The 20,059-nt window shown below is 71.9% G+C and carries 19 protein-coding genes; 8 read left to right on the forward strand and 11 right to left on the reverse strand.

The window, feature by feature from the left end; all coding sequences use genetic code 11:
• The first annotated feature begins 64 nt into the window (after positions 1-64).
• Positions 65-634 carry a TetR/AcrR family transcriptional regulator gene (locus IPK24_05945; GenBank protein MBK8075106.1) on the forward strand — a complete coding sequence of 190 codons (570 nt, stop codon included), beginning with the start codon at positions 65-67 and terminating at the stop codon, positions 632-634.
• Positions 635-644: 10 nt separating this feature from the next.
• Here IPK24_05945 and IPK24_05950 read toward each other — a convergent pair whose 3' ends face one another.
• The 5 genes from IPK24_05950 to IPK24_05970 all read right to left on the reverse strand — a co-directional run bounded on the left by IPK24_05950 (position 645) and on the right by IPK24_05970 (position 4,176).
• Positions 645-986, reverse strand: a complete 342-nt coding sequence (locus IPK24_05950) for a hypothetical protein (protein ID MBK8075107.1) — start codon at positions 984-986, stop codon at positions 645-647.
• A 13-nt stretch (positions 987-999) separates the two neighbouring features.
• The gene (locus IPK24_05955) at positions 1,000-2,892 is read right to left on the reverse strand and encodes a ferrous iron transporter B (protein ID MBK8075108.1); all 1,893 of its coding nucleotides are present in this window, start codon (positions 2,890-2,892) and stop codon (positions 1,000-1,002) included.
• Positions 2,889-3,137, reverse strand: coding sequence for a ferrous iron transport protein A (locus tag IPK24_05960; protein MBK8075109.1), 249 nt, complete (start codon positions 3,135-3,137; stop codon positions 2,889-2,891). Before IPK24_05960 ends, IPK24_05955 begins: the two co-directional genes overlap by 4 nt.
• 187 nt (positions 3,138-3,324) lie before the next feature.
• Complete coding sequence (locus tag IPK24_05965; protein MBK8075110.1) at positions 3,325-3,714, reverse strand: YbgC/FadM family acyl-CoA thioesterase; 390 nt, start codon at positions 3,712-3,714, stop codon at positions 3,325-3,327.
• 39 nt (positions 3,715-3,753) lie between these two features.
• Positions 3,754-4,176, reverse strand: a complete 423-nt coding sequence (locus IPK24_05970) for an OsmC family protein (protein MBK8075111.1) — start codon at positions 4,174-4,176, stop codon at positions 3,754-3,756.
• A 111-nt stretch (positions 4,177-4,287) separates the two neighbouring features.
• Between IPK24_05970 and IPK24_05975 the strand changes: the two genes are divergently transcribed.
• The 6 genes from IPK24_05975 to IPK24_06000 all read left to right on the forward strand — a co-directional run bounded on the left by IPK24_05975 (position 4,288) and on the right by IPK24_06000 (position 12,318).
• The gene (locus IPK24_05975) at positions 4,288-4,941 is read left to right on the forward strand and encodes a DUF1345 domain-containing protein (GenBank protein ID MBK8075112.1); all 654 of its coding nucleotides are present in this window, start codon (positions 4,288-4,290) and stop codon (positions 4,939-4,941) included.
• A gap of 68 nt (positions 4,942-5,009) precedes the next feature.
• Positions 5,010-5,819, forward strand: a complete 810-nt coding sequence (locus tag IPK24_05980; protein ID MBK8075113.1) for a hypothetical protein — start codon at positions 5,010-5,012, stop codon at positions 5,817-5,819.
• 551 nt (positions 5,820-6,370) lie between these two features.
• The gene (locus tag IPK24_05985) at positions 6,371-6,940 is read left to right on the forward strand and encodes a hypothetical protein (protein ID MBK8075114.1); all 570 of its coding nucleotides are present in this window, start codon (positions 6,371-6,373) and stop codon (positions 6,938-6,940) included.
• A 292-nt stretch (positions 6,941-7,232) separates the two neighbouring features.
• Positions 7,233-7,754 (forward strand): peptidase, encoded by a 522-nt coding sequence (locus IPK24_05990; protein ID MBK8075115.1) that lies wholly within the window; start codon positions 7,233-7,235, stop codon positions 7,752-7,754.
• Positions 7,755-8,024: 270 nt separating this feature from the next.
• Positions 8,025-12,152 carry a hypothetical protein gene (locus IPK24_05995; GenBank protein ID MBK8075116.1) on the forward strand — a complete coding sequence of 1,376 codons (4,128 nt, stop codon included), beginning with the start codon at positions 8,025-8,027 and terminating at the stop codon, positions 12,150-12,152.
• Complete coding sequence (locus IPK24_06000; GenBank protein ID MBK8075117.1) at positions 12,136-12,318, forward strand: hypothetical protein; 183 nt, start codon at positions 12,136-12,138, stop codon at positions 12,316-12,318. Before IPK24_05995 ends, IPK24_06000 begins: the two co-directional genes overlap by 17 nt.
• Positions 12,319-12,376: 58 nt before the next feature.
• On the opposite strand, the gene mscL is transcribed toward IPK24_06000, so the two are convergent.
• From mscL to IPK24_06030, 6 genes are all read right to left on the reverse strand, one after another.
• Positions 12,377-12,763 carry a large conductance mechanosensitive channel protein MscL gene (gene mscL, locus IPK24_06005; GenBank protein ID MBK8075118.1) on the reverse strand — a complete coding sequence of 129 codons (387 nt, stop codon included), beginning with the start codon at positions 12,761-12,763 and terminating at the stop codon, positions 12,377-12,379.
• A 114-nt stretch (positions 12,764-12,877) separates the two neighbouring features.
• Complete coding sequence (locus tag IPK24_06010) at positions 12,878-13,630, reverse strand: Flp pilus assembly protein CpaB (GenBank protein ID MBK8075119.1); 753 nt, start codon at positions 13,628-13,630, stop codon at positions 12,878-12,880.
• A gap of 2 nt (positions 13,631-13,632) precedes the next feature.
• Positions 13,633-14,511, reverse strand: a complete 879-nt coding sequence (locus tag IPK24_06015) for an S-methyl-5'-thioadenosine phosphorylase (protein ID MBK8075120.1) — start codon at positions 14,509-14,511, stop codon at positions 13,633-13,635.
• Between the two features lie 323 nt (positions 14,512-14,834).
• Positions 14,835-15,263 carry an FmdB family transcriptional regulator gene (locus tag IPK24_06020; GenBank protein MBK8075121.1) on the reverse strand — a complete coding sequence of 143 codons (429 nt, stop codon included), beginning with the start codon at positions 15,261-15,263 and terminating at the stop codon, positions 14,835-14,837.
• An 88-nt stretch (positions 15,264-15,351) separates the two neighbouring features.
• Positions 15,352-17,013, reverse strand: coding sequence for a potassium/proton antiporter (locus IPK24_06025; protein ID MBK8075122.1), 1,662 nt, complete (start codon positions 17,011-17,013; stop codon positions 15,352-15,354).
• Entirely contained in the window at positions 16,913-17,584 is a 672-nt protein-coding gene (locus IPK24_06030; protein ID MBK8075123.1) for a 5-formyltetrahydrofolate cyclo-ligase, read from the reverse strand. The genes IPK24_06025 and IPK24_06030 overlap by 101 nt, the downstream gene beginning before the upstream one ends.
• Before the next feature lie 211 nt (positions 17,585-17,795).
• On the opposite strand from IPK24_06030, the gene IPK24_06035 reads away from it, so the two are divergent.
• Positions 17,796-19,994, forward strand: coding sequence for a diguanylate cyclase (locus IPK24_06035; protein MBK8075124.1), 2,199 nt, complete (start codon positions 17,796-17,798; stop codon positions 19,992-19,994).
• Positions 19,995-20,059 lie beyond the last annotated feature (65 nt).

The following is a 20,059-nucleotide window of genomic DNA, read 5'->3' on the forward strand; positions in this document are numbered from 1 at the left end:
CTAGGAGGCGCACCGGGCGGTGTCAGCGCAGGACCACTCGGCGCGCGCGCGTCACAATGGGCCGGTGCCGAGAATCGAGGCTGCCACCGTCGCCGAGCACCACGTCCTGCGCCGGACGGCGATCATCGACGCCGCCGCGGGGTTGTTGGGGGGCGAGGGTCCGACGGCGGTGACCCCGGCGGCGGTGGCGTCGTCCGCGGGATTGGCCCGCAGCAGCGTCTACCAGTACTTCGCCTCGACCGGCGCCCTGCTCGCCGTGGCCGTCGAGGAACTGTTCGCGCGCAGCACCACCGCGGTGTCCGCGGCTGTCGCGCAGGCGGCGACGCCGGCCGAGCAGATCGAGGCCTTCGTGGACGCCGCACTCGACGCTGCGCTGGCCGGTCACCTGCCGGCCTCGCACTACAGCGGCCCGGAGTTGCCCGAACAGTGCCGGGCGCGGGTGACCGAACTGCACGTCGAACTGGTCCGTCCCCTGGTCGAGGCGTTACGTGCCGCCGGGACGCGGGACGCCGTCGGGGTGGCCGGGTTGGTGATGGGGGTGATGGTCGCGGCGGCCGGCCAGGTGCGGCGGGGCGAGTCGGCAGCCCGGGTCCGCACCCGGGTTCGAGCGTTCGTGGCGGGTGCGCTGGCCTGACCTCGGTCGATCAGCGTCGAGGCAGCGACGTGACCGGGCACGCGGTGCAGCCGGCGGGTGCACACCCGGAGCCGGTCCGACAGTCGGACGCCGGCAGGGCCTCGACCAGGGCGGCGGCCAGTGCGGTGCGGACGGCCGCACCCTCGTGGCGCCAACTGAGTCGCGACGTCAGGTGCACCTCGATGCCGGCAGGACGCACCTCGACGGCGTCGAGCGTGCCGTCGTCCAGCAGGGCGCGCAGCGCGGCGCCCCGGGTGAGCCGATCGGCGAGGGCGGCCAGCGGGTAACCGGGCACCACCCACCGCACCACCTCGGGGTTCTCGGTGGCGACCGGGTGCATCGGCAGGCTCATCCGAGCCACCACGTCACGTGATCCATACCGTCACCTCGTGGGCCACGAAGGCCATGCCGTAGGCGAGCACCAACAGGTAGCCGAACGCGAGCGCCGGCCATCGCCACGATCCCGTCTCGCGGCGCATCACCGCCACCGTCGACATGCACTGCAGGGCATAGACGAACCAGGCCAACAGCGCCACCACGGTCGGCGCCGAGAACAGCGGCTCGCCCCGGTGCGGGCCGTCGAGGTAGGTCGCCGCGCGTAACGACGTGGCCGGGTGCTCCGGATCGGCCGCGGCGGCGACCTGGCCCAGGGTCGCCACGAACACCTCGCGGGCGGACATCGCCCCGACCAGGCCCAGATCGATTCTCCAGTCGAACCCGAGGGGCTCGAAGACCGGTTCGATGACCGACCCGATCCCGGCGGCGTAGGAGTGTTCCAGGACGTAGGCGCTCGCCTGGGCCGGCGGCATGTCGAGGGTCTCGGCATCGCGGGTGGGGAAGGCCAGCAGCAGCCAGAGCACGATCGCGGTGCCGAAGATGATCGTGCCGGCCTTGCGCAGGAACATCGACACCGAGCCCCACATGGTGACCAGCACCGAGCGCAGCCCGGGCAGGCGATAGGGCGGCATCTCCAGGTAGAACGGCACCAGCTCGCCGCGCAACACGGTCGACCGCAGCAGCCGGGCCGAGATCATGGCCGACAAGCCGCCGACCAGGTACAGCGCGAACATCGCCATGCCTTGCTGCTGCACCGGCCCCCAGCGGTTGCCGGCCGGTACCAACAGCCCGACCAGCAGCACGTACACCGGCAGTCGAGCCGAACAGGGCACCAGCGGGGCGCTCAAGATCGTGGCGATCCGGGTCTTGGACGACGGGATCGTGCGGGTGGCCATGATCCCCGGTACGGCGCAGGCGAAGGACGACAGCATCGCCACGAAGGCCCGTCCGTCCAGGCCCGTCGCGGCCATGATCCGGTCCATCAGGTAGGCCGCTCGGGCCATGTACCCGACGCTCTCCAACGCCGCGATGATCAGGAACAGCAGCGCGATCTGCGGCACGAAGACCAGCACCGACCCGACGCCGCCGATCACGGCCTCGGACAGGAATGCTCCGAGCACGTTGTGCCCCAGGGTCGAGGCGGTCCAGCCGGCGAACACCCCGAGCAGCCACTCCAGGCCGTCCTGGAGCGGGGCGGCCACCGTGAAGATGAGCTGGAAGAACACGAACATCACGGCCAGGAACACCAGCCCGCCCCAGATCGGGTGCAGCAGCACCCGATCGATGGTCGCGGTGCGCCGGTCGGCTGCGGGCGCCCGATACCCGGACGCCGCCAGGACCGAGGCAGACCAGGCCGACAGCTCGTCGTCGTCCAGTGGGGGCAGCACCGGGGGCGCGGGCCAGGTCTGGTGCCGGCCCAGCTCGGCGGCCAGGTCGCTGATCCCGACGCCCTTGTGCGCGGTCAGACCCACCACCCGGACGCCGAGCGCGCGGCCGAGCGCCGCGACGTCCAGTTCACCGCCACGTGACGTGAGTTCGTCCAGCATGGTCAGGGCGACGATGACCGGCCGATCGATCGCCAGCGCCTGCGCTGCCAGGGTCAGGCTGCGGCGCAGCGTGGTGGCGTCGAGCACGACCACCAGCGCGTCCGGCGCCGGGCACCCTTCGAGGGTGCCGTCGAGCAGATCGACCACCACCTGCTCGTCCGGGCTCATCGCGCTCAGGCTGTAGGTGCCGGGCACATCCTCGATCGCGACCGGCCCGAGTGGGGTCTGGGTCAGCCCCTCGGTGCGGGTGACGGTGACGCCCGGGTAGTTGGCGGTGCGGGCGCGCAGCCCGGTGAGGTGATTGAAGATCGTGGTCTTGCCGGCGTTCGGGCTGCCGAGCAGGGCAACCCGAGTGGGGCTCGTGGTGGGGCTCATCCGGTCGCCTCCCCGAGCAGCACGTGGCGGGCGTGCTCGCGCCGCAGACAGAGGTCGTAGTCACACAGCCGGTACACGGACGGTCCGCCGAAGGGGGCTCGGCGGATCACCTCGACCTGCGTGCCGGGGCGAAACCCCAGATGACGCAGCCGCAGCCGCAGCAGTTCGGGGATCGCCGGGTCGATCCGCGCGATGTGACCGCATTGCCCGCTGCGCAGCTCGGCGAGCGTTCCCGAGGTGATCATGACGACCCGTTTCTGAGGTATGCCTACCCTTAGCTCGCCTCAGTCTAGGACGACGTCCGGCGCGGAAGGTGGGCCGTTGTTCGTGCATCGTCGCGCGATCAGGTGATGTTGCCCGCCCCTCGTCTCCCCGTGATCATGCAATCCGTGCACATCGATATATCGATGTGCACGGATTGCATGATCACGGTCAGGAGTCGGCGAGGGCTCTCAGCGCCGGTGGCAACTCGATCAGCCGTTGCTCGGGGTTGAGGCAGGCGACGTCGACCGTGGCCTCGACCACGAGCTCGCCGTCCCGCTCGATCCGCTGGGCGAAGCGACCGCGGAACGGCGACTTCACCGCGAAGCTGGTCACCACGTCGAGCATCTCGCCCAGGCGCGCGCTGCGGCGGAAGTTGGCGGTCACCGAGTGGACGACCACCAGCACGCCGCTGGCGTTGAGGGTGGCGACGTCCTGGCCGTGGGCGGCGAGGTATTCGGTGCGCCCCCGCTCGATGAACTTGAAGTAGTTGGCGTAGTAGACGACGCCGAGACTGTCGGTGTCCTCGTAGTACACCCGGTACGAGACGGTGTGCGGCACGCCCCCACGCTAGCGAGCCACCGCCGGCGCCGGACCGGCTCAGTCGATCCGAACGCCGACCGGTACCCCGGCCTCGATGGTGCGCGAGACCGTGCAGGTGCGGTCGTGCGAGGTCTGGACGGCGCGCGGCAACGCGGCCCGCGCCGCGTCGCCGTCCGGCCCCTCGGGAAAGCGCACCCGAAAGGTGAGTTCGATGTCGCGCAGCACGTTGCCTCCCTCGTCGCGCACGGCCTGGGCGTCCACGCGGGCGCTGAACGTGGTGGCGGGGCTGCGTCGCCCGGTCACCACGTCGACGTCGACCGCCGAGCAGCCCGCGATCGCCGCCAGCAGCAGCTCGACCGGCGTGAACCCGTCGGGGTCCTTGCTGCCGAATCGCAGTTCGAGGCCTCGGCGATTGCGCGCCAGGTAGACGCCCTCGTCGAGGCGGTCGATGGTGATCCAGCGGTGCGAGTCGTCGGCCATCGGACGATCCTGGCAGAGGGATGCAGAGGGATGCGGAGGGATGCAGCGCGATACAACGCCCGAAGGTGTGCGCGACGATACGGGCGGATCCGTGTGCGGGAGAGGTTGATCATGCAGCTGCGGGAGACCATGGCGCAGCGTCGTTCCGGGCTGCGGCTGCTGGCCGCGGCCCTGGTGGGCGGGGTCGCCGGCGCCGCCTGGTACGCCGTGGCCGGGCACGGCGACTACGCGCTGGCGGTGGGGTGGTCGGTGGGTGCGATGGCCTACCTGGCCCGCACCTGGTCGGTGATCGGCGCCATGGACGCGACGCGCACCGCCGCCCACGCCGCCCACGAAGAGGCCAGCGGCATGCTCGGGACCGAGTTCGCCGTCCTGCTCGCCTGCGTTGCCAGCCTGGTCGCGGTCGGTCACCTGCTGCTCGGCGGCGGGTCGGGCGATCGGTTGGTCCGTGGCCTGCTCGGGGTGCTGGTGGTGGTGCTGTCGTGGGTGGTGGTGCACACCGTCTACACGGTGCGCTATGCGCGGCTGTACTACTCCGGCCCGGACGGCGGGATCGACTTCGCCGGCACCGAGCCGGCCCGCTACAGCGACTTCGCCTACGTGGCCTTCACCCTGGGCATGACCTACCAGGTCTCGGACACCAATCTCTCCTCGGGCGAGATCCGGCGCACGGCACTGGTGCACTGCCTGCTGTCCTACGTGTTCGGCACGGTGGTGCTGGCCACGACCGTGAACGTGGTGATCGGCCTGGCGGCTGCTGGGTAGACCGGGTTCACAGCCGGCTCTCAGGTGTGTCGCAGGCCCGCCTCGAGCTGGCCGACGATGCTGACGGCATGAGCGACCAGAACCCCGACATCCCTTCCTGGGCAGTTCCCTCCCCGAGTACGGCGGGGAAGGACGAGGGGCCGGTCGGCTCCGAGAGCGCGTCGTCCTCGCCTGGCACCCTCCCCTCGGTGCCGGTGGGGGCGACGCCCTCTCCCGAGGGCACCGTCGAGGCGTCCCTCGATCCCGAGCCGGTCCCGCCGTCACGGATCCCTCGGTCGCGGTGGATCGCCGGCGGTGTCGCTGTCGTGGCGGCACTCGGCCTCGGCGGGTTTCTGGCCGGCACCGCGCTCGCCGACGGGCGCGGAGACGGGCAGGCCGTCCGTGCGGCGTCCGGGTCGCGTGGTGACGCGCCGGGCGAATGGCCCGGCGGGATGGATCCGAATCAGCCGGGACAGGGCCTGGGCGTGCCGGGTGGCGCACCCGATGGTCCGGGCACTGGTGGGCAGCGAGGCCACGGGTTCGACGACGCCCGGATGACCGCGGGTGTGATCACCTCGGTGACGGACGGACGGCTCGTGGTGCGCACCCGCGACAACGCCTCCGTCACGGTCGTCACCACGGCCCAGACGGTGGTGCGGGGCTCGACTGCCACGACCGTGGCGGCGCTGAAGGTCGGTGACCTGGTGTTCGTCCAGGGCACGCGGGCCGCCGACGGCAGCTACACGGCCGCGCAGATCGCGGTGGGAATGCCTCCTCGGGGTGGTCACGGTGACGGCGATCGTCCCGGATCCGGCGATCACGACAGTGACGACCACGGTGGCTCGGGTGCTGGTTCGGGTGCTGGATCAGGGACGGCGTCCTCGGGTGTGACCACCTGACCCAGCGGCACGAGGTGACCCGGTCGGACGATCGGACCGGACCAGATGTCACGCAGGGTGTTCATGTCGGGTCTGTCACAGCCCGGCAGCCGCGACCTCGGGTGGCATCTGCCGGTCTCGCGGCTCGGTGCCCGAGGCGACGGCGAGTGACGGGCGTCCGGAATCGTCGTCACGGGCGGACTGGACGCTGCAAGCGCTTGCGATACAACGGCATTCGCCCGGCAATTGCCAACCGGGTCCAGCTCCGCATGCGTGCTCTGGAGGACCGTTCATACTCAGGTGAGGCACCGGCGACAAGATCGCGAGGCCATGACCTTGGACCCGGGTGTCACCTCCGTCACACGGGCACTATGGGTGACACAGCACATGGCGGATAGATGTCCGGTGTGCGACAAGAAGTAACAAAACGGTGACCAAGGGTCACTGTAGACTCTCTGGCCCGTCCACCGGTGCCTCCCCGCTGCGCCAGGCATGACACGGATCCCTGTTCTTTCCGACATGCATCGCCCAGCTCCCCGGGGCAGTAGGGCGCCGAAAGGACGTGTTTTCACATGACGGCGATCGACCACTCGCAAATGCATGCGCTCTCGGTGAGCGGGCTCGAGCCCGACTTCGCTCGCCGTGACACCTCGCATCCCGAGCACGCCGAGCTCCACCTCATCCGGCTGGCCCTCGACCTGCAGGTCGACGCCATGTTGCTCGCCCTGGGTGCCTCGGTTCGCGACCATGGCGGTCAGGTGCCGTGGCAGCGCTGGCTCACCGAGGACCTGGAACTGGCCCAGGTTCTCACCAGCGCCCTGGTGGAGTCCGAGGTCGGACCCTCACCGACCATCGGCTCGGCCTTCAGCGGTCCGACCGGCAATGTGCTCGACCACCTCCTGGCGCGCTACGCCTCGATGGAGGAGCTGCTCAGCGGTGCGTTGCACCGACCGCACACCGGTCAGAGCTGGCGCATGGCGGCCTCGCATGCCTTGATTCGCTGTCGCACGCGCATGGAGGAGATCCACGTCCACCGGCGGGCTCAGCACGCCCGTCAGGCGGCCGAGCAGGCAGCCTCGGCGGAGGTGACCGCCCACGGTCGTCAGCGCGAGGCCTTCCTGCCGGGTGAGTGGCTCGGCTGATCCGCTCCGGCGGCAGCCGAGAGGCCACCGCAGCACGTGGTGACACGTCAATGACGACGTGCCATCCGATGTCGGCCCTGGGCCGACCGGGTGAGGCTGTTCACATCGAGCGGCCTCACCCGCTGTGTCTGCGTGTGCAGAACGGGCCGGAACGGGGTCAGAACGGGCCGGCGCGGGGCCGGGACGGCAGATTGGCACTCGGTACCCCTTGTGTGCCAAGGCCATCAGCCCGCACCCTGCACCCACAAGGGAGGCGTTGCGCCGCAGCGCTCCGACCCATCGGGAGGACGCCATGCCGCCCGTCGAAGTATCCCCGTTCGCCGGCGACGACCGGCAGCTGTCCGGTTTCGTGGTGTCCGGCCGCTGGCCGGCCTCGACCCGGGAATGGGCGCAGTTCCTGGCGCTCGCCGTCCGGTTGGCCGCCGTCCCCGGTCTGGTCCCGACCACCACCGTCTACCGCGCGGTGGACGACGTCCCCGACGATCCGCAACCGGGCACTGTCGGGCTGGTCACCTTGGCCGGACCTGTGCTGGGGGAGGGCGCGCCCCGCCCGGGCCAGTTCAGCCGGCAGGCGCCGCCGGCGCTGATCCTGTTGCACCCACCCGCTGAATCGCGGCCCTCGACCCCCGAGGCGGCGGGGTCGGCGTCCGGCTGTGTGTTGCTGCCCGGTCTGCCACACCTGGGCCTGGAACACCGAGCGGCCTGGGTCGAGGCCGAGGTCGACGGCACCGTCACCCGGCTGGTCAGCCAGGTGGGGGTCGATCCGTTGTGTGATCCCGACACCGCAGTGCTGGCGATGTTGTTGGCCGCCTGAACCGGACGGGCGCTTCAGGTGGGCGGCGACGCGCCGTCCTGGCTCACCCGGCGGGCGGCAACGGGCGGTTAGCGTGGATTCGTGGTTCATGAAGCGCTGCCCGACCGTGTCGCGACGCGACACCCACGGGCGCGCCACCACGCAGGGCCCGCGACCTCGACCGAGCCCAACCAGCCCATCGAGCCCACCGACTCGTCTGATCCCGAGTCCACTGTGTCCGCTGTGTCCACCGTGTCCCATATCGTCGGCGACGAGCCGACCGTAGTCGTTGTGGCCCAGGACGTTCAGCCGGACGCGCCGAGTGCTGACGACGAGGGCGAGCCCGAGCCGCCGCTGGCCGCCGTTGATCGCTGGCGTGCCACGCTCGCCTCGGCTCGGCTGCCCGACACCCTGATCGGTGACGTCGAGAACGAGGTCCTCGACCTCACGCACGCCCATCCGTCGGGCCTGGCCACGCTGATGGCCGGGCGCTCGACTCGGCTGTCGAGCCTGGTGCGCGAACCCGCGGCCCACGCGGTGGCCCGTCGGCGGGCGCGGCTGATCGCGGCCAGTGCCGAGGCCCTGGCCGCCGAGCGCGGCGTCCGGTCGTGCTACCTCGCAGCGGGTCTGGTCTCGTGGCGGGGCGGCCCCAGCGGTGCGCCCGTCCTGCTGCGCAGTTGCACGTTGCACCCACGTGGCGCCGGTCAGGACGATTACGAACTCGATCTGGACGACACCGCGATCGTCAACCCCGAGGTGGTGCGCCGGCTCGCGAGCCGACACGGTGTCGAGCTGGACGCCTCGGCTCTGGGCGGGTTGTCCTTCGGCGTCGACGGCTTCGACCCTCGACCGGTGTACGCCCTGCTCGAAGACCTGTGTGACACGGTCGCGGGCTTCGCCATCGACCGGCGGCTGGTGGTGGGCAGCTTCACCGCCGGCTCCGATGCGCTGGTCGCCGATCTGGACGCCGCGCGCCTGGCGCTCGAGATCCACCCGCTGCTCGGTCGGCTGGCCAATGCCACGCCCTCGATGAACCTGGCCACGCTGAGTCCGGGGTCCGATCCCTCGCCCGAGGAGGCCGAGCGCTTGCGCGCGGCGACGCCGTTCGTCGTCCTGGACCCCGAACCCGAGAGCGATGACGTCGCCTTCGACCTCGACTGCGCCCAGCGGGGCGCGGTGGACGCCGCGCTCGGCGGCTCGCACGTGGTGATCGAGGGGCCGCCCGGTACCGGGCTGACCCACACCCTCGCGGCCACGGTGGCCACCCTGGTCAGCCGGGGACGCCGTGCGGTGGTGGTGACGCCGCACCGCGGCACCGCGGACGCCCTGATCCGCCGGTTCACCGAGGCCGGATTGGGCGAGCTGGTGCTCGATCTGCACGACGGGGTGGGCGACCGGCCCAAGATCCTGGCCGCGCTGGGAGCGGGGCTGCAGGCGGCGGTGGCCGATGCCGCGGCACCTCCGGCGGCGCCGGACGAGGCCTCGGGTACTGCTGCTGCGGCGGGTCGACGTGCCGCGCGAGCCGAGGCTGTGGCCGCCGCGCAGGTGCGTCAGGCCGCGGAGTCCCTGGCCGGTGCCGCTCAGGCGCTGCACACCCGTCGCGACCCGTGGGGGGTCTCGGCGTATGACGCCATGGTGGCGCTGGCCGAGCTCATGGCCTCGGAGAACCCGCCGCGCACCCGGGTCCGGTTGCCGATGGACACCTGCCGGCAATTGGACACCGCGCGCCGCGACAGCCTGCGAGTCGACCTACGCCAGGTCGCCGAGCTGGGCGCCTTCCATCAGACCCGGGTCGACACCCGCTGGCTGGATGCCAAGGTCGCCACCGACGACGAGGCCACCCAGGCCCTGGCCGCTGCCCGGGCCGCTCGCGAGGTGTTGCCGCAGGCGATCGAGGCGATGACCGAGCTGGCCCTGGCCGCGGGTCTCGAGCCGGCCCACACCGTGGCCGGATGGCGGCCACAGCTCGAGCTGCTCATCGCCGTCCGCGAGACCCTCGACGTGTTGACCCCGGCCGTGTTCGAGCAGCCGATCGCCGATCTGGTCGCGGCCCTGTCGCCGGAGGCCGCCGACCAGCCGGAGCAGTCGGGGTGGCTGGCACGGCGGGCGATGCGACGCCGGGCGGCGGCGCTGGTGCGTCCGGGAACCCATCTGCCCGATCTGCACGACCGGCTGCAGCTGGCGGCCGAGCAACGACGGCAGTGGCTCGAGCTGTCGCCCGGCGGCGGGTGGCCGCGGGTGCCGACCGGGCTGGATGCCGCCGACGGAGCAGTCCACCGCCTCGAACTGGCCCTGGAGGTGCTGGCCCGGGTGCTCGACGGCACCGGCACCCCCGAGCTGAGTTCGCTGGAGCCGGACCGGCTGCGGCAGCGGCTCGCCGACCTGTGTGCCGATGCCGATGGCCTGCTGGCCCAGCCCCAGCGGCGGGTGCGCATGAAGCGGCTGCACGACGCGGGTCTGACCCCTTTGCTGGCCGACCTGTCCGAGCGGCGTCCCGAACCCGAGGATGTCGACGGCGAACTGGACCTGGCCTGGTGGACCTCGGTACTCGAGACCATCATCCGCTCCGATCCGCGCCTGGCTCGGCACGACCCGGTCGAGTTGCGCCGGCACGTCGACACTCTGCGCGACGGCTACGTCCGGCTGCTCTCGGCCCGGGCGGCCCAGGTGGTGGCCGGGGTCGCGCTGCGTGTGGTCGATGTCGTTCGAGCCCGCCCCGATCAAGTGCGTTGGTTGCAGGCCGAGGTGCACCGTGGGCATCGTTCGAGCTGGCCGATGGACAGCCTGTCGCGGGCCGGTGAACTGGTCGGTGCGTTGCGTCCGATCTGGGTGATGAGCCCGGACGCCGTGGCGCGCAACCTGCCGCCGGCCCGTCCCGGGGTACCGATGCTCGACCTGGTCGCGGTGGACGACGCCAGCCAGGTGGGCATGCCCGAGTGTGCTGCCGCCCTGGCGCGCGCCCAGCAGGTGGTGGTTGCGGGCGATCGCCGTCGCTTGCCGCCGGCGACCGGTGGCCCGTCGGTGATCGAGGCGTTGGCCGAGCTCGCGCCGTCCTCGACGTTGTCGTCCGTGCTGCGCACGGTGCGGGCGCACCCGCTGCTCTCGTTGCACCGGCTCGATCGCGACCACCGCACCCGTGACGGACGGCTGCTGGTGCCGTTGCGTTCGGGGTATCCGCAGCCGTGGGGGCTGACGGCCGGGGCCGCGCCGACCTCCCCGCTGCACCTCGAGCACGTCCGCGAGGGCACCGGGGTTCCGGCGCCCGGTGAGCACATGGCGGTCAGCGCTGCCGCCGAGGTGGCCCGCGTCGTGGATCTGGTGAGCGAGCACGCCGTACGGCGGCCTGGTGAATCCCTGCTCGTGGTGACCTTGGGTGCCCGTCATGCCGAGCGGATCGAAGAGGCGTTGCGGCTCGAGGTCGCCGACCGGCCCGAACTGGCGCGCTGGCTGGACGTGCACTGGGGCGGCGACATCTCCGAGCCGTTCATGGTGCGCCCGATCCACCGCATCCCCGGCGCCGAGCGGGACGCGGTGATCGTCTCCATCGGTCTGGCCCGCACCCCGCACGGTCGGGTGCTGCACCGGTTCGGCGTGCTGGACGGACGATTCGGGCGAGCCTGTCTGACCACGGCGCTCTCGCGCGCCCGGCGCCGGACCACTGTGGTGTGCTGCTTCACCGCCGAGGATCTCGACCCCGAGCGGTTGCGCAGCGAGGGCGCCCGGATGCTGCGCGACGTCCTGGCGATCGCCGCCGACCCGGACCGCCGGGGCGATCACCCACCGCTGCCGACCGGTTCGGACGCCGCGCCGCCGTTGGACGCATTGGTGCGCGATCTGCGCGAACGGCTCGAGTCGGTGGGGCTGCCCGTGGTGGACGGTCCGACGTGTGCCGACTGGCCGGTGGATCTGGCCCTGGCCGACCCCGACCAGCCCGGACGACGGCTGCTCGCCATCGAGGTCGACGGGCCGGGATACGCCGCGTGTGCCAGTGTCAACACCCGGGATCGGCTGCGCCGGGAGGCGTTGGAGCGAGCCGGGTGGACCTATCTGCGGGTGGCGGCGATGGACCTGTTCTGCGATCCCGGCACCGAGGTGGAGCGGATCCGCGGGCAATGGCGCGATCTGGTGGGTGCCGCCCAGGCCACCAAGGAGACCTTGATCATCGTGGGCCGGCCGCGGGTGCGGGAGGCGTTCCCTCAGGTGGCGCCGGGGCGTCCGGTGGCGCTGTACACGGCGGCCGAGCTCGAGTCGGTTGCCTACTGGGTGCTCTCGGACGGCGTGCAGCGCAGTGCCGAGGAGCTGGCTGCCCTGGTACGCGAGGCGCTGCACCTGCCGCGGCGAGGCATGCACGTCGAGGCCGCCGTCGGAGGCGCAGCTCGGCGGGTGCTCGACGGGGGCGGCCATGTCGGCGGCTTCTGACCACGGGCGCGAACCGGGACGTGCACCGGAGACACCCGAGGACCCGGTGCTGCCCGATCAGACCGGCGACGACCGCGACGAGTCCGGTGGTGACTGGCGCGAGCGAGAGCGTGAGGCCGACCGCGAGGACTGGTTGCAGAACGAACGGCCGCCTCACTGGGAGTGAGACGGCCGTTCGATGGTGCTGGGTCGTGCGCCTCAGGAAACGCCCTGACCGAGGCTGGTCAGCGGTTGGTGCGCAGCAGGTCGCGGATCTCGGTCAACAGGGCGACGTCGGCCGGGGTCTCGGCGACGGCGGCCTCCTTGTTGCGGTTGGCCCGCTCCATGATCTTCTGCATCGGGGTCACCACGAAGAAGTAGATCGCGCCGGCGATGATCACGAAGTTGACCAGAGCCGTCAGGAGGACACCGATCGAGAACGCGGCTCCGTTGATCTTGAACGTGCCGACCGAGTCGAGGTTGGGCGAGCCGAACACGGCGGCGATCAACGGGTTGATCAACCCGTTGAGCAGGCCCTCCACCACCTTGCCGAACGCGCCGCCGATGACCACGGCGACAGCGAGGTCGACAACGTTGCCTCGCATCAGGAACTCTTTGAAACCCTTGATCATTTCTTTCGCCTCCGGGGGCGGTTCGTCTGGGGTGTGACTCGCGCGGCCACGGGCAGGCACCCTAGTCGGTGATCGACTCGCTCGTCACGCCGAGTGGCAAACTGTCCGCGCAAATCAGTCCGAACCGCGCAGAACCACGCTGAGTGATGCCGAGCTTGCGGCGGCGGCCAGTCGCAGCGCCGTCGAGCCATCGACCGCGACGATCAGGGACTGTGTCATCGAGCCGGTGTCGCCGGTGCTGGCCGACATCGCCCCCGTGAGGTCGAGCCCGGAGGCTTCGCCCGCCGGATCCACGCCGCTGCTGGGCGGTCCGGCGAGCACCAGGACATCGTCAGCGATGACACTGGCTGATGTCGAAGTCGTTGCCACCGAACCGGTCCCGGAGGCGGCCAGGACGTCGACCCGATCACCGGTGCGCACCAGCCCACCGGTGGGCGAGCCGAGCCGGATGATCGCCGCCCGCAGCGTGCCGGGCTGGTTGAGCAACAACCCGGGGCCGCGGAGGCGGGCATCGGTGATCGGCTCACCACGCCGTGCCGGGGAGGCGAGCACTCGCCCGACCGGGTCGGCCACCGTGCCCGTGGGCACCCGGTCGCTCGGCCAGCGGACCAGGATGACGTCGCTCTGGGTGACGGTGAGACCCGCTGCCAGGTCGTGCCGCGCGGTCATCACGGCGGCGGTCGGGGCCGGTGAGGGGGCCAGCGACTGCAGCCCGAAGGCCACCGACGCGGCCACCGAGGCGGCGGCGATCAGTCGGTGATGTCGGGCCAGCCGCAACCGCCACTGCCGCAACCGCCGCGACAGCCGCTGCCGCTGTGGTGACCATGAGTTGCGCTCGGCCCCCTGGGTGATCCGCCCGGACCGCATGATCAGTCGACCGTGAAGGGGACGGGCAAGCCGTCCAGGGCACGTCGGCAGGGGCAGGTGCGGTCGTCGTCCAGGGCGGCGACGGCGTGGGACAGCACCGCCTGCAGTCGGGTCACCGAGCGCGCGAAGGTCGCCATCACCTCGGCGTGCGTGACGCCGTCGCCGTGCTCGACGCCGGCGTCCAGGTCGGTGACCACCGCCATGGAGGTGTAGCACAGCGCCAGTTCGCGGGCGATCGATGCCTCGGGCATCCCGGTCATGCCGACCAGGTCCCCGCCGGCCGCCGCGTGCCAGCGCGACTCGGCCCGGCTGGAGAACCGGGGTCCGTTGACCACGACCAGGGTGCCGCCGTCCACGGGTGCCCAGTCCGTCTCGGCCGCGGCCGACAGGATGACCCGCCGTCCCCGGGCGCAGTAGGGATCGGCGAAGGCGACATGGGCCAGCGATGAACCCCAGCCCCGCGAGCCGTCGGGCTCGAGGGTGCCGTCGGCGTCGTAGATGGTGTGGGCTCGCCCCCAGGTGCGGTCGATGACCTGGTCGGGCACCACCAGGGTGCCCGGCCCAAGGTCGGCGCGCAGCGAGCCGACCGCGCACGGGCCGATCACCTGTCGCACCCCCAGGTGGCGCAGGGCCCACAGGTTGGCGCGGTAGTTCACCCGGTGAGGCGCGAAGCGATGGTCGCGGCCGTGGCGGGGAATGAACGCCACGGTGCGACCGCCGACCTGCCCCACGACGGGGGTCTCGCTGGGCTCGCCGAACGGGGTGTCGACCGCCACCGGGGTGGCGTCGTCCAGCCAGGAGTAGAAGCCGGAGCCACCGATCACGCCGATCTCGGCGCGCGGGGCGGGGGTGATCGAGGAGTCGGTCGAGGCATCAGTCACCCGGGCGACGCTACTCGGCCCGGCCTGCGGCGGTCAGGGCGCGGCAGCAGCCTGTGGACAGTGGGACGACCAGCCCGCACTGTGCACGCAAGGACGGCGTCGTCACGAGGTCTCGGACGGGTGCGGTCGGTTCGAGACGGGTGCGGTCACTTCGAGACGTGTGCGGTCGCTTCGGGACGTGTGCGGTCACTTCTGACCGAGCTGCGGTCACTTCCATCACTCGACAACGCTGTCATCTGGTCCGAAGTGACCGCACTCGAGTGGATCACGTGACCGAGGACTGCGTGATCGGTGAGTGCCGTGCGCGCGGGACGGCGGGTCCCTCAGGCAGCGCTGGTGGAGGACCCGCCCGACGAACCACTGCCCGACGACGAGGACGACGCCCCGGACGATCCCGACGAGCCGTTGCCGCCGCTCGAACCTGACCCCGACGAGCCGGAGGAACTCGACGACCCCGACGACTCCGATGAGCCCGACGACGACGAGCCGGACGACCCGTTGCCACCGGAGGACTCGGACGCCTTGCCGTTCGTGCCGTTCGTGCTGCCCGACCCGGGCGAGCTGGCTGTCGAGGACCCCCGGGAGTCGGTGCGGTAGAACCCGGAGCCCTTGAACACGATGCCGACGGCGTTGAACAGCTTGCGCAGCCGTCCCTGGCACTCGGGGCACTCGCTCAAGGCGTCATCGGTGAACGCCTGCTGAGCCTCGAAACGGTGATCGCACGCGGTGCACGCGTAGGCGTACGTCGGCACGAGGGTCCTCCTGGGGGCACGGGGTACTCGCTCTGACCTGTTGGCACTCTAATTGGCACTCTAACGCCTCGAGTGCCAACAGTATGCCCTAACGATCCGGTGCCACCCGGCCGCCGGATCCGCGCCTCCGGACTCGTGGGGCGCTGCGGAGCCATCCGGCGAGCTTGCCGTCCCGACTGACGTCCACCAGTCGTTGCACCGCCGCCGCACGCACCTCGGCGGCCGAGACCACGATCAGGTCGTCCCCGTGGCGCAACGAGGTGGTCGGGCCCGGCACGAACGGCTGGTCGCCTCGCACCACCAGGGTCACGTTGGCACGCGGCGGCAACCGCAGCTCGAACAGCTCCACGCCGTGCAGCCGGGAGGTCGGACCGACATGCACCTGGATCACGTCGGCGTCGAGGGTGCCCAGCGGGCTGGACTCGACGTCCAGATCGGTGGCCTCGAGCTCGGCGGCCAGCCCGAGCCGGCGGGCCACCCACGGCAGGGCCGGCCCCTGGACCAGCGTGAACACCACGACCAGCACGAACACCGTGTCGAACATCTCGATGCTGCCGGGCAGTCCTCGACTCCAGGGCACGGTGGCCAGCACGACCGGCACCGCCCCGCGCAGCCCTGCCCAGGACAGGAACACCTGCTCGCGGAGCGGCACCTTGAACCAGGTCACGCTCGCCAGCACGGACAGCGGCCGGGCGATCAGCAACAGCGCCAGCCCGACGCCGATCCCGGGCAGGATGGCCAACGGCAGCCGGGACGGCGAGGCGAGCAGCCCGAGCAGAACGAAGAGCCCGATCTGCGAGACCCAGCCCAAACCCTCGGCAAACCCCCGGACGGCGGCCCGGTGCGGCAGCCGGACGTTGCCCAGCACCAGGGCGGACAGGTACACCGCCAGGAACCCGGACCCGTGCGAGACCACCGCGATGCCGTAGGCGAGGACGACCAGGGCCAGGACGGCGATCGGGTAGAGACCGGAGGCGGGTAGGGCGACCCGGCGCAGTCCCTCGGCGCCGAGGCGTCCGACCGCCAGGCCGATGGTCGCGCCGACCGCCAGTTCGATCAGTGCCTCGCCGATCAGCAGCCACCAGCCGTGAAACGGTTCGCCCAGCGCGCGTGAGGTCAACGCCACCACCGCGATCACCACCGGGGCGTCGTTGAACCCGGATTCGGCCTCGAGCATGCCCACCAACCGCGAGGGCAGCGGCACCGTGCGCAGGACCGAGAACACCGCCGCCGCGTCCGTGGACGAGACCACGGCTCCGAGCAACAGGGCGGTCTGCCAGGTGAAGCCGAACAGCAGCCACGCGGCCGCGGCCGTGACCGTGATCGAGACCACCGTGCCCAGGGTGGCCAGCAGGCTCGCCGGGGCGACCGAGGCGCGGATCGTCGACCAGCGCGTGGTCAGACCGCCTTCGGCGAGGATCAGCACCAAGGCCGAGTAGCCCAGGACGCCGGCCAGCTGTGCGTTCTCGAAGGTCAGCCCGAGTCCGGATTCACCGATTCCGAGCCCGAGGCCGAGATAGACCAGCAGCGAGGGCAGCCCGAGCCGCAGGCTCAGCCGCACCGCGGCGATCGCCACCAGCAGCACGGCCGAGGCGACGAGGAAGACGCCCCCGAGGTCGTCGACGCTCACCGAGGTGTCGTGCGCGGGCTCATCGCAGGCGCAGACACCGACGGGGGGTGGCCACCGCTTCGACCGTGCGGTCGTGGGGTTCCACCGGGACGGGCTCGACGGCGGCGTCGAGCACCTCATGGTCGTGCAGCAGGGCGATCACCGGGACGCCGGGGTGGGCCAGGGCGAGGGCACGGTCGTAGTACCCGGCACCTTGGCCGAGGCGCCGCCCGAGGGTGTCGACCGCCAGTGCGGGGATCAGCAGGACGTCGGCCTGTTGGACGGCGGCCTCGCCCAGGCGTGGGCCGGTCGGCTCCGGGCCGCCGAGCCCGGCGGGGGCGGTGAACTCACCGTCGTCCTCGGCCCACTCCAGGCGGCGTTCGGGCAGCACGATCGGCAGCAGCACCCGTACCCCGGCCGCCGCCAGCGCCGTGCGCAGGGGTTCGGTGTCGGGCTCGCCGGACATCGAGGCGTAGAGCGTGACGCACCGCGCCGTGGCCACCTCGGGCAGCTCCAGGACGACGGCGGCCAGCGCCAGCGCGTCCGCTTCGCGTTCGGCCGGCGGTCGGCGCCGACGCTCGGCGCGAATGCGGGTACGCAAGGCGGCCTTGGCCGCGACGGGGTCGGGTTCCTGGTCGATGGTGCCGGGCTGAACGGCGGTCGTGACGATGGCGGCCTCCCTTCGGAGCGAGCCCAATCGATCAGGGCCCATCCTGCTCCAGTCGGGCAGGACAACCAACTCGACAGGGCCGTGCACGGGGACGGGATGAAGATCTTCGGGAGGGAATCGAAGGATTCGCCTCACCCTCGAGGCACATGCCCGGTTGGATGTCGTTGGTTACTACGTGCCACCATTCGACTACGGAGAAGTGCACGGGTTGGCGGGCGTCCGGGAACGAGCCGGCGCCGGAAGGGCGGGGTGGGTGACCCTTCGGGCACGCCTGGGCATGGTGCTTGCCGGGGTGATGATCGGGCCGGTGGTGGCGGCGGGCCTCGTGCTGACCGTGCTGGTACCGCGATCGGCGGCGAACTCCCAGGACGCCGAGCTCGCCCGGGCTCATGCGGCGCTCGCCGCGGTCCTCGCCCAGCAGTGCCTGGTCCTCGACCACGATGCCCGCGCCCTGGCCGAGCAGCTGTCGCATCGGGCCGGGCTGGACGCCCAGGTGGCCCGGGCAGCGCTGGCCGCCTCGGCCTCGCGGAGCACGACCCCGAGCAGCACGACCGTCGAGGCGCCCGGTGTCCGACTGGCGGTCTGGTCGGGGGACACCCTGATCGCCGGGGCGATGCCCGAGACCCTGGTCGCGCCACTGCCGGTGGGCGCCTCGTGCGCCGATCCGCCCGGGGACTCGGTGACCGGTCCGCCCGCCCTGCTGACCCGCGCCGTCGCGATCACCGACGCCTCCGGTGTCCAGGTCGGTGTGGTGAACGCCACCACGGTGCTGACGGACCGGACCTTGGCCGGACTGGGCCGGCAGCTCGGGCTCACCGAGTCGCTCGCCCTGCTGGCGCGCGGGGTCAACCCCTCGGCCCGGACGGCGTCCGGTGGCTGGTGGGTGATCGCCCTGGCCCCGGCGGAGGGGTCCGAACCCGATCTCGGGGCCGTGCTCGAGTCCGCGGCGGGCCGGGCACAGGGAGTCGTCAGCGGAGTGCGCTATCAGCGGCGCGAGGCCACCTCGGAGCTGCCCTATGCCGTCCTGGTGCTGGCTCCCGATGCCGCCGGTCGCCCCGGGACGCTGCGGCTCGTCCTCCTGCTGGGGTGCACCGGTGCGCTCGCCGTGGCATTGATCGTGCTCGCCGGGCGGCTGACCCGGCCACTCGACGTCCTGACCGAGACCGCCCGGCGGCTGGGCGCCGGGGACCTGCGGGCGCGCTCGAGGGTGAGCGGATCGCACGAGATCGGCCAGCTGGGGACCGCGATCGATGCCATGGCCGATCGGCTCGAGGCGAGCATCGCCGACTTGGAACACCATCGTGACGCCCTGGCGGATTCGTTCACCCAGGTCGGGGAGGCCCTGGCCAACACCCACAACCTCGACGCCCTGTTGCGCACGGTGGCCGAGTCGGCGCGCCGCGCCGGGGACGCTGCGGTCGCGACGGTGCTGGTGGGCGATTCCAGTGGCCTGGCCGAGCGGGTCAGCGTGGCCCGGGACGGCGAGCAGCCGGCATGGCTGGGCGAGGTCCTCGAGCAGTTGGGTGACCTGGCCCTGCAGGCCGCGGCCACCGGCACCGAGTGCGCGACCGACCTGGCCCCGCTGGCCGGTGGGGCACTCGCCGTCCCGATGCGTCGCGGCGCCCAGGTGCAGGGCGTGGTCGCGATCGCCCGGCGCTCGGGGGCCGTGGATCCGGCGGCCGTCATCGCGGTGACGACCATCGGCGGCCACGCCGGGATCGCGGTGGCCAACGTGCACGAACACGCGGACGCGCAACGCATGTCGATCACCGACGCGCTGACCGGTGCGGCCAACGTGCGCCACTTGACCGCGACACTGGCCCACGAGGTGGAGCGGGCCCATCGCTTCGGTCGCACCCTGTCGGTGCTGATGCTCGACCTCGACCACTTCAAGCAGGTCAACGACACGATGGGTCATGCCTTCGGTGACGCCGTGCTGCGCGAGTTCGCCGTGCGGCTGCGCCGGTGCCTGCGCGAGGTCGACCTGGTGGCGCGCCGAGGTGGGGAGGAGTTCGCCGTCGTGTTGCCCGAGACCGGCACGACGGGTGCCGAGGCCGTGGCCCGCCGGGTGCTGCAACGGGTACGGGCCGAGCCGTTCACCGAGAGCGCCGGCTCGGGTCTGAGTACCGGCCGCAGCATGCCGGTGACGGTGTCGATCGGGATCGCGACCTATCCCGAGCACGCCGACAGCGCCGGCGACGTGTTGCACGCCGCCGACGTGGCGCTCTACGCCGCCAAGAGCGCCGGCCGAAACTGCTGGCGCGTGGCGGAGATCACCCCCGGTGGACACCCCGGTACGCTGCCGGGCGCCGGAGGCACGTCGTCCGGGCCGTCGACGTCGTCCCGGTCATCGGGGACGTCGGCGCCGTCCGGCCCGGCGTTGTCCTCCGACCCGGCCACCGGGTCCGCCGAGCGCTCCAGCTCGCGTCCGCGGGTGCCGAAAGCGAGATGAACCAACCGTGAGCGGCGTCATCGCGCCGATCACCAGACACAACCGGCACACATCATCGGTTCACG

The sequence above is a fragment of the Kineosporiaceae bacterium genome (assembly GCA_016713225.1).
In the GTDB taxonomy this organism is placed as follows: Bacteria; Actinomycetota; Actinomycetes; order Actinomycetales; family Kineosporiaceae; genus JADJPO01.

Excerpts from the sequence above, each read along its gene's own strand:
- IPK24_06000 (MBK8075117.1), top strand. The coding sequence starts at position 12,136 with ATGTCGGCGGCTTCTGACCACGGGCGCGAACCGGGACGTGCACCGGAG.
- IPK24_05980 (MBK8075113.1), top strand. The coding sequence starts at position 5,010 with ATGAGCGACCAGAACCCCGACATCCCTTCCTGGGCAGTTCCCTCCCCG.
- IPK24_05955 (MBK8075108.1), bottom strand. The coding sequence starts at position 2,892 with ATGAGCCCCACCACGAGCCCCACTCGGGTTGCCCTGCTCGGCAGCCCG.
- mscL (MBK8075118.1), bottom strand. The coding sequence starts at position 12,763 with ATGATCAAGGGTTTCAAAGAGTTCCTGATGCGAGGCAACGTTGTCGAC.
- IPK24_06030 (MBK8075123.1), bottom strand. The coding sequence starts at position 17,584 with ATGGGCCCTGATCGATTGGGCTCGCTCCGAAGGGAGGCCGCCATCGTC.
- IPK24_05975 (MBK8075112.1), top strand. The coding sequence starts at position 4,288 with ATGCAGCTGCGGGAGACCATGGCGCAGCGTCGTTCCGGGCTGCGGCTG.
- IPK24_06025 (MBK8075122.1), bottom strand. The coding sequence starts at position 17,013 with ATGAGGTGCTCGACGCCGCCGTCGAGCCCGTCCCGGTGGAACCCCACG.
- IPK24_05990 (MBK8075115.1), top strand. The coding sequence starts at position 7,233 with ATGCCGCCCGTCGAAGTATCCCCGTTCGCCGGCGACGACCGGCAGCTG.
- IPK24_05950 (MBK8075107.1), bottom strand. The coding sequence starts at position 986 with ATGAGCCTGCCGATGCACCCGGTCGCCACCGAGAACCCCGAGGTGGTG.
- IPK24_05960 (MBK8075109.1), bottom strand. The coding sequence starts at position 3,137 with ATGATCACCTCGGGAACGCTCGCCGAGCTGCGCAGCGGGCAATGCGGT.
- IPK24_05985 (MBK8075114.1), top strand. The coding sequence starts at position 6,371 with ATGACGGCGATCGACCACTCGCAAATGCATGCGCTCTCGGTGAGCGGG.
- IPK24_05970 (MBK8075111.1), bottom strand. The coding sequence starts at position 4,176 with ATGGCCGACGACTCGCACCGCTGGATCACCATCGACCGCCTCGACGAG.
- IPK24_06010 (MBK8075119.1), bottom strand. The coding sequence starts at position 13,630 with ATGCGGTCCGGGCGGATCACCCAGGGGGCCGAGCGCAACTCATGGTCA.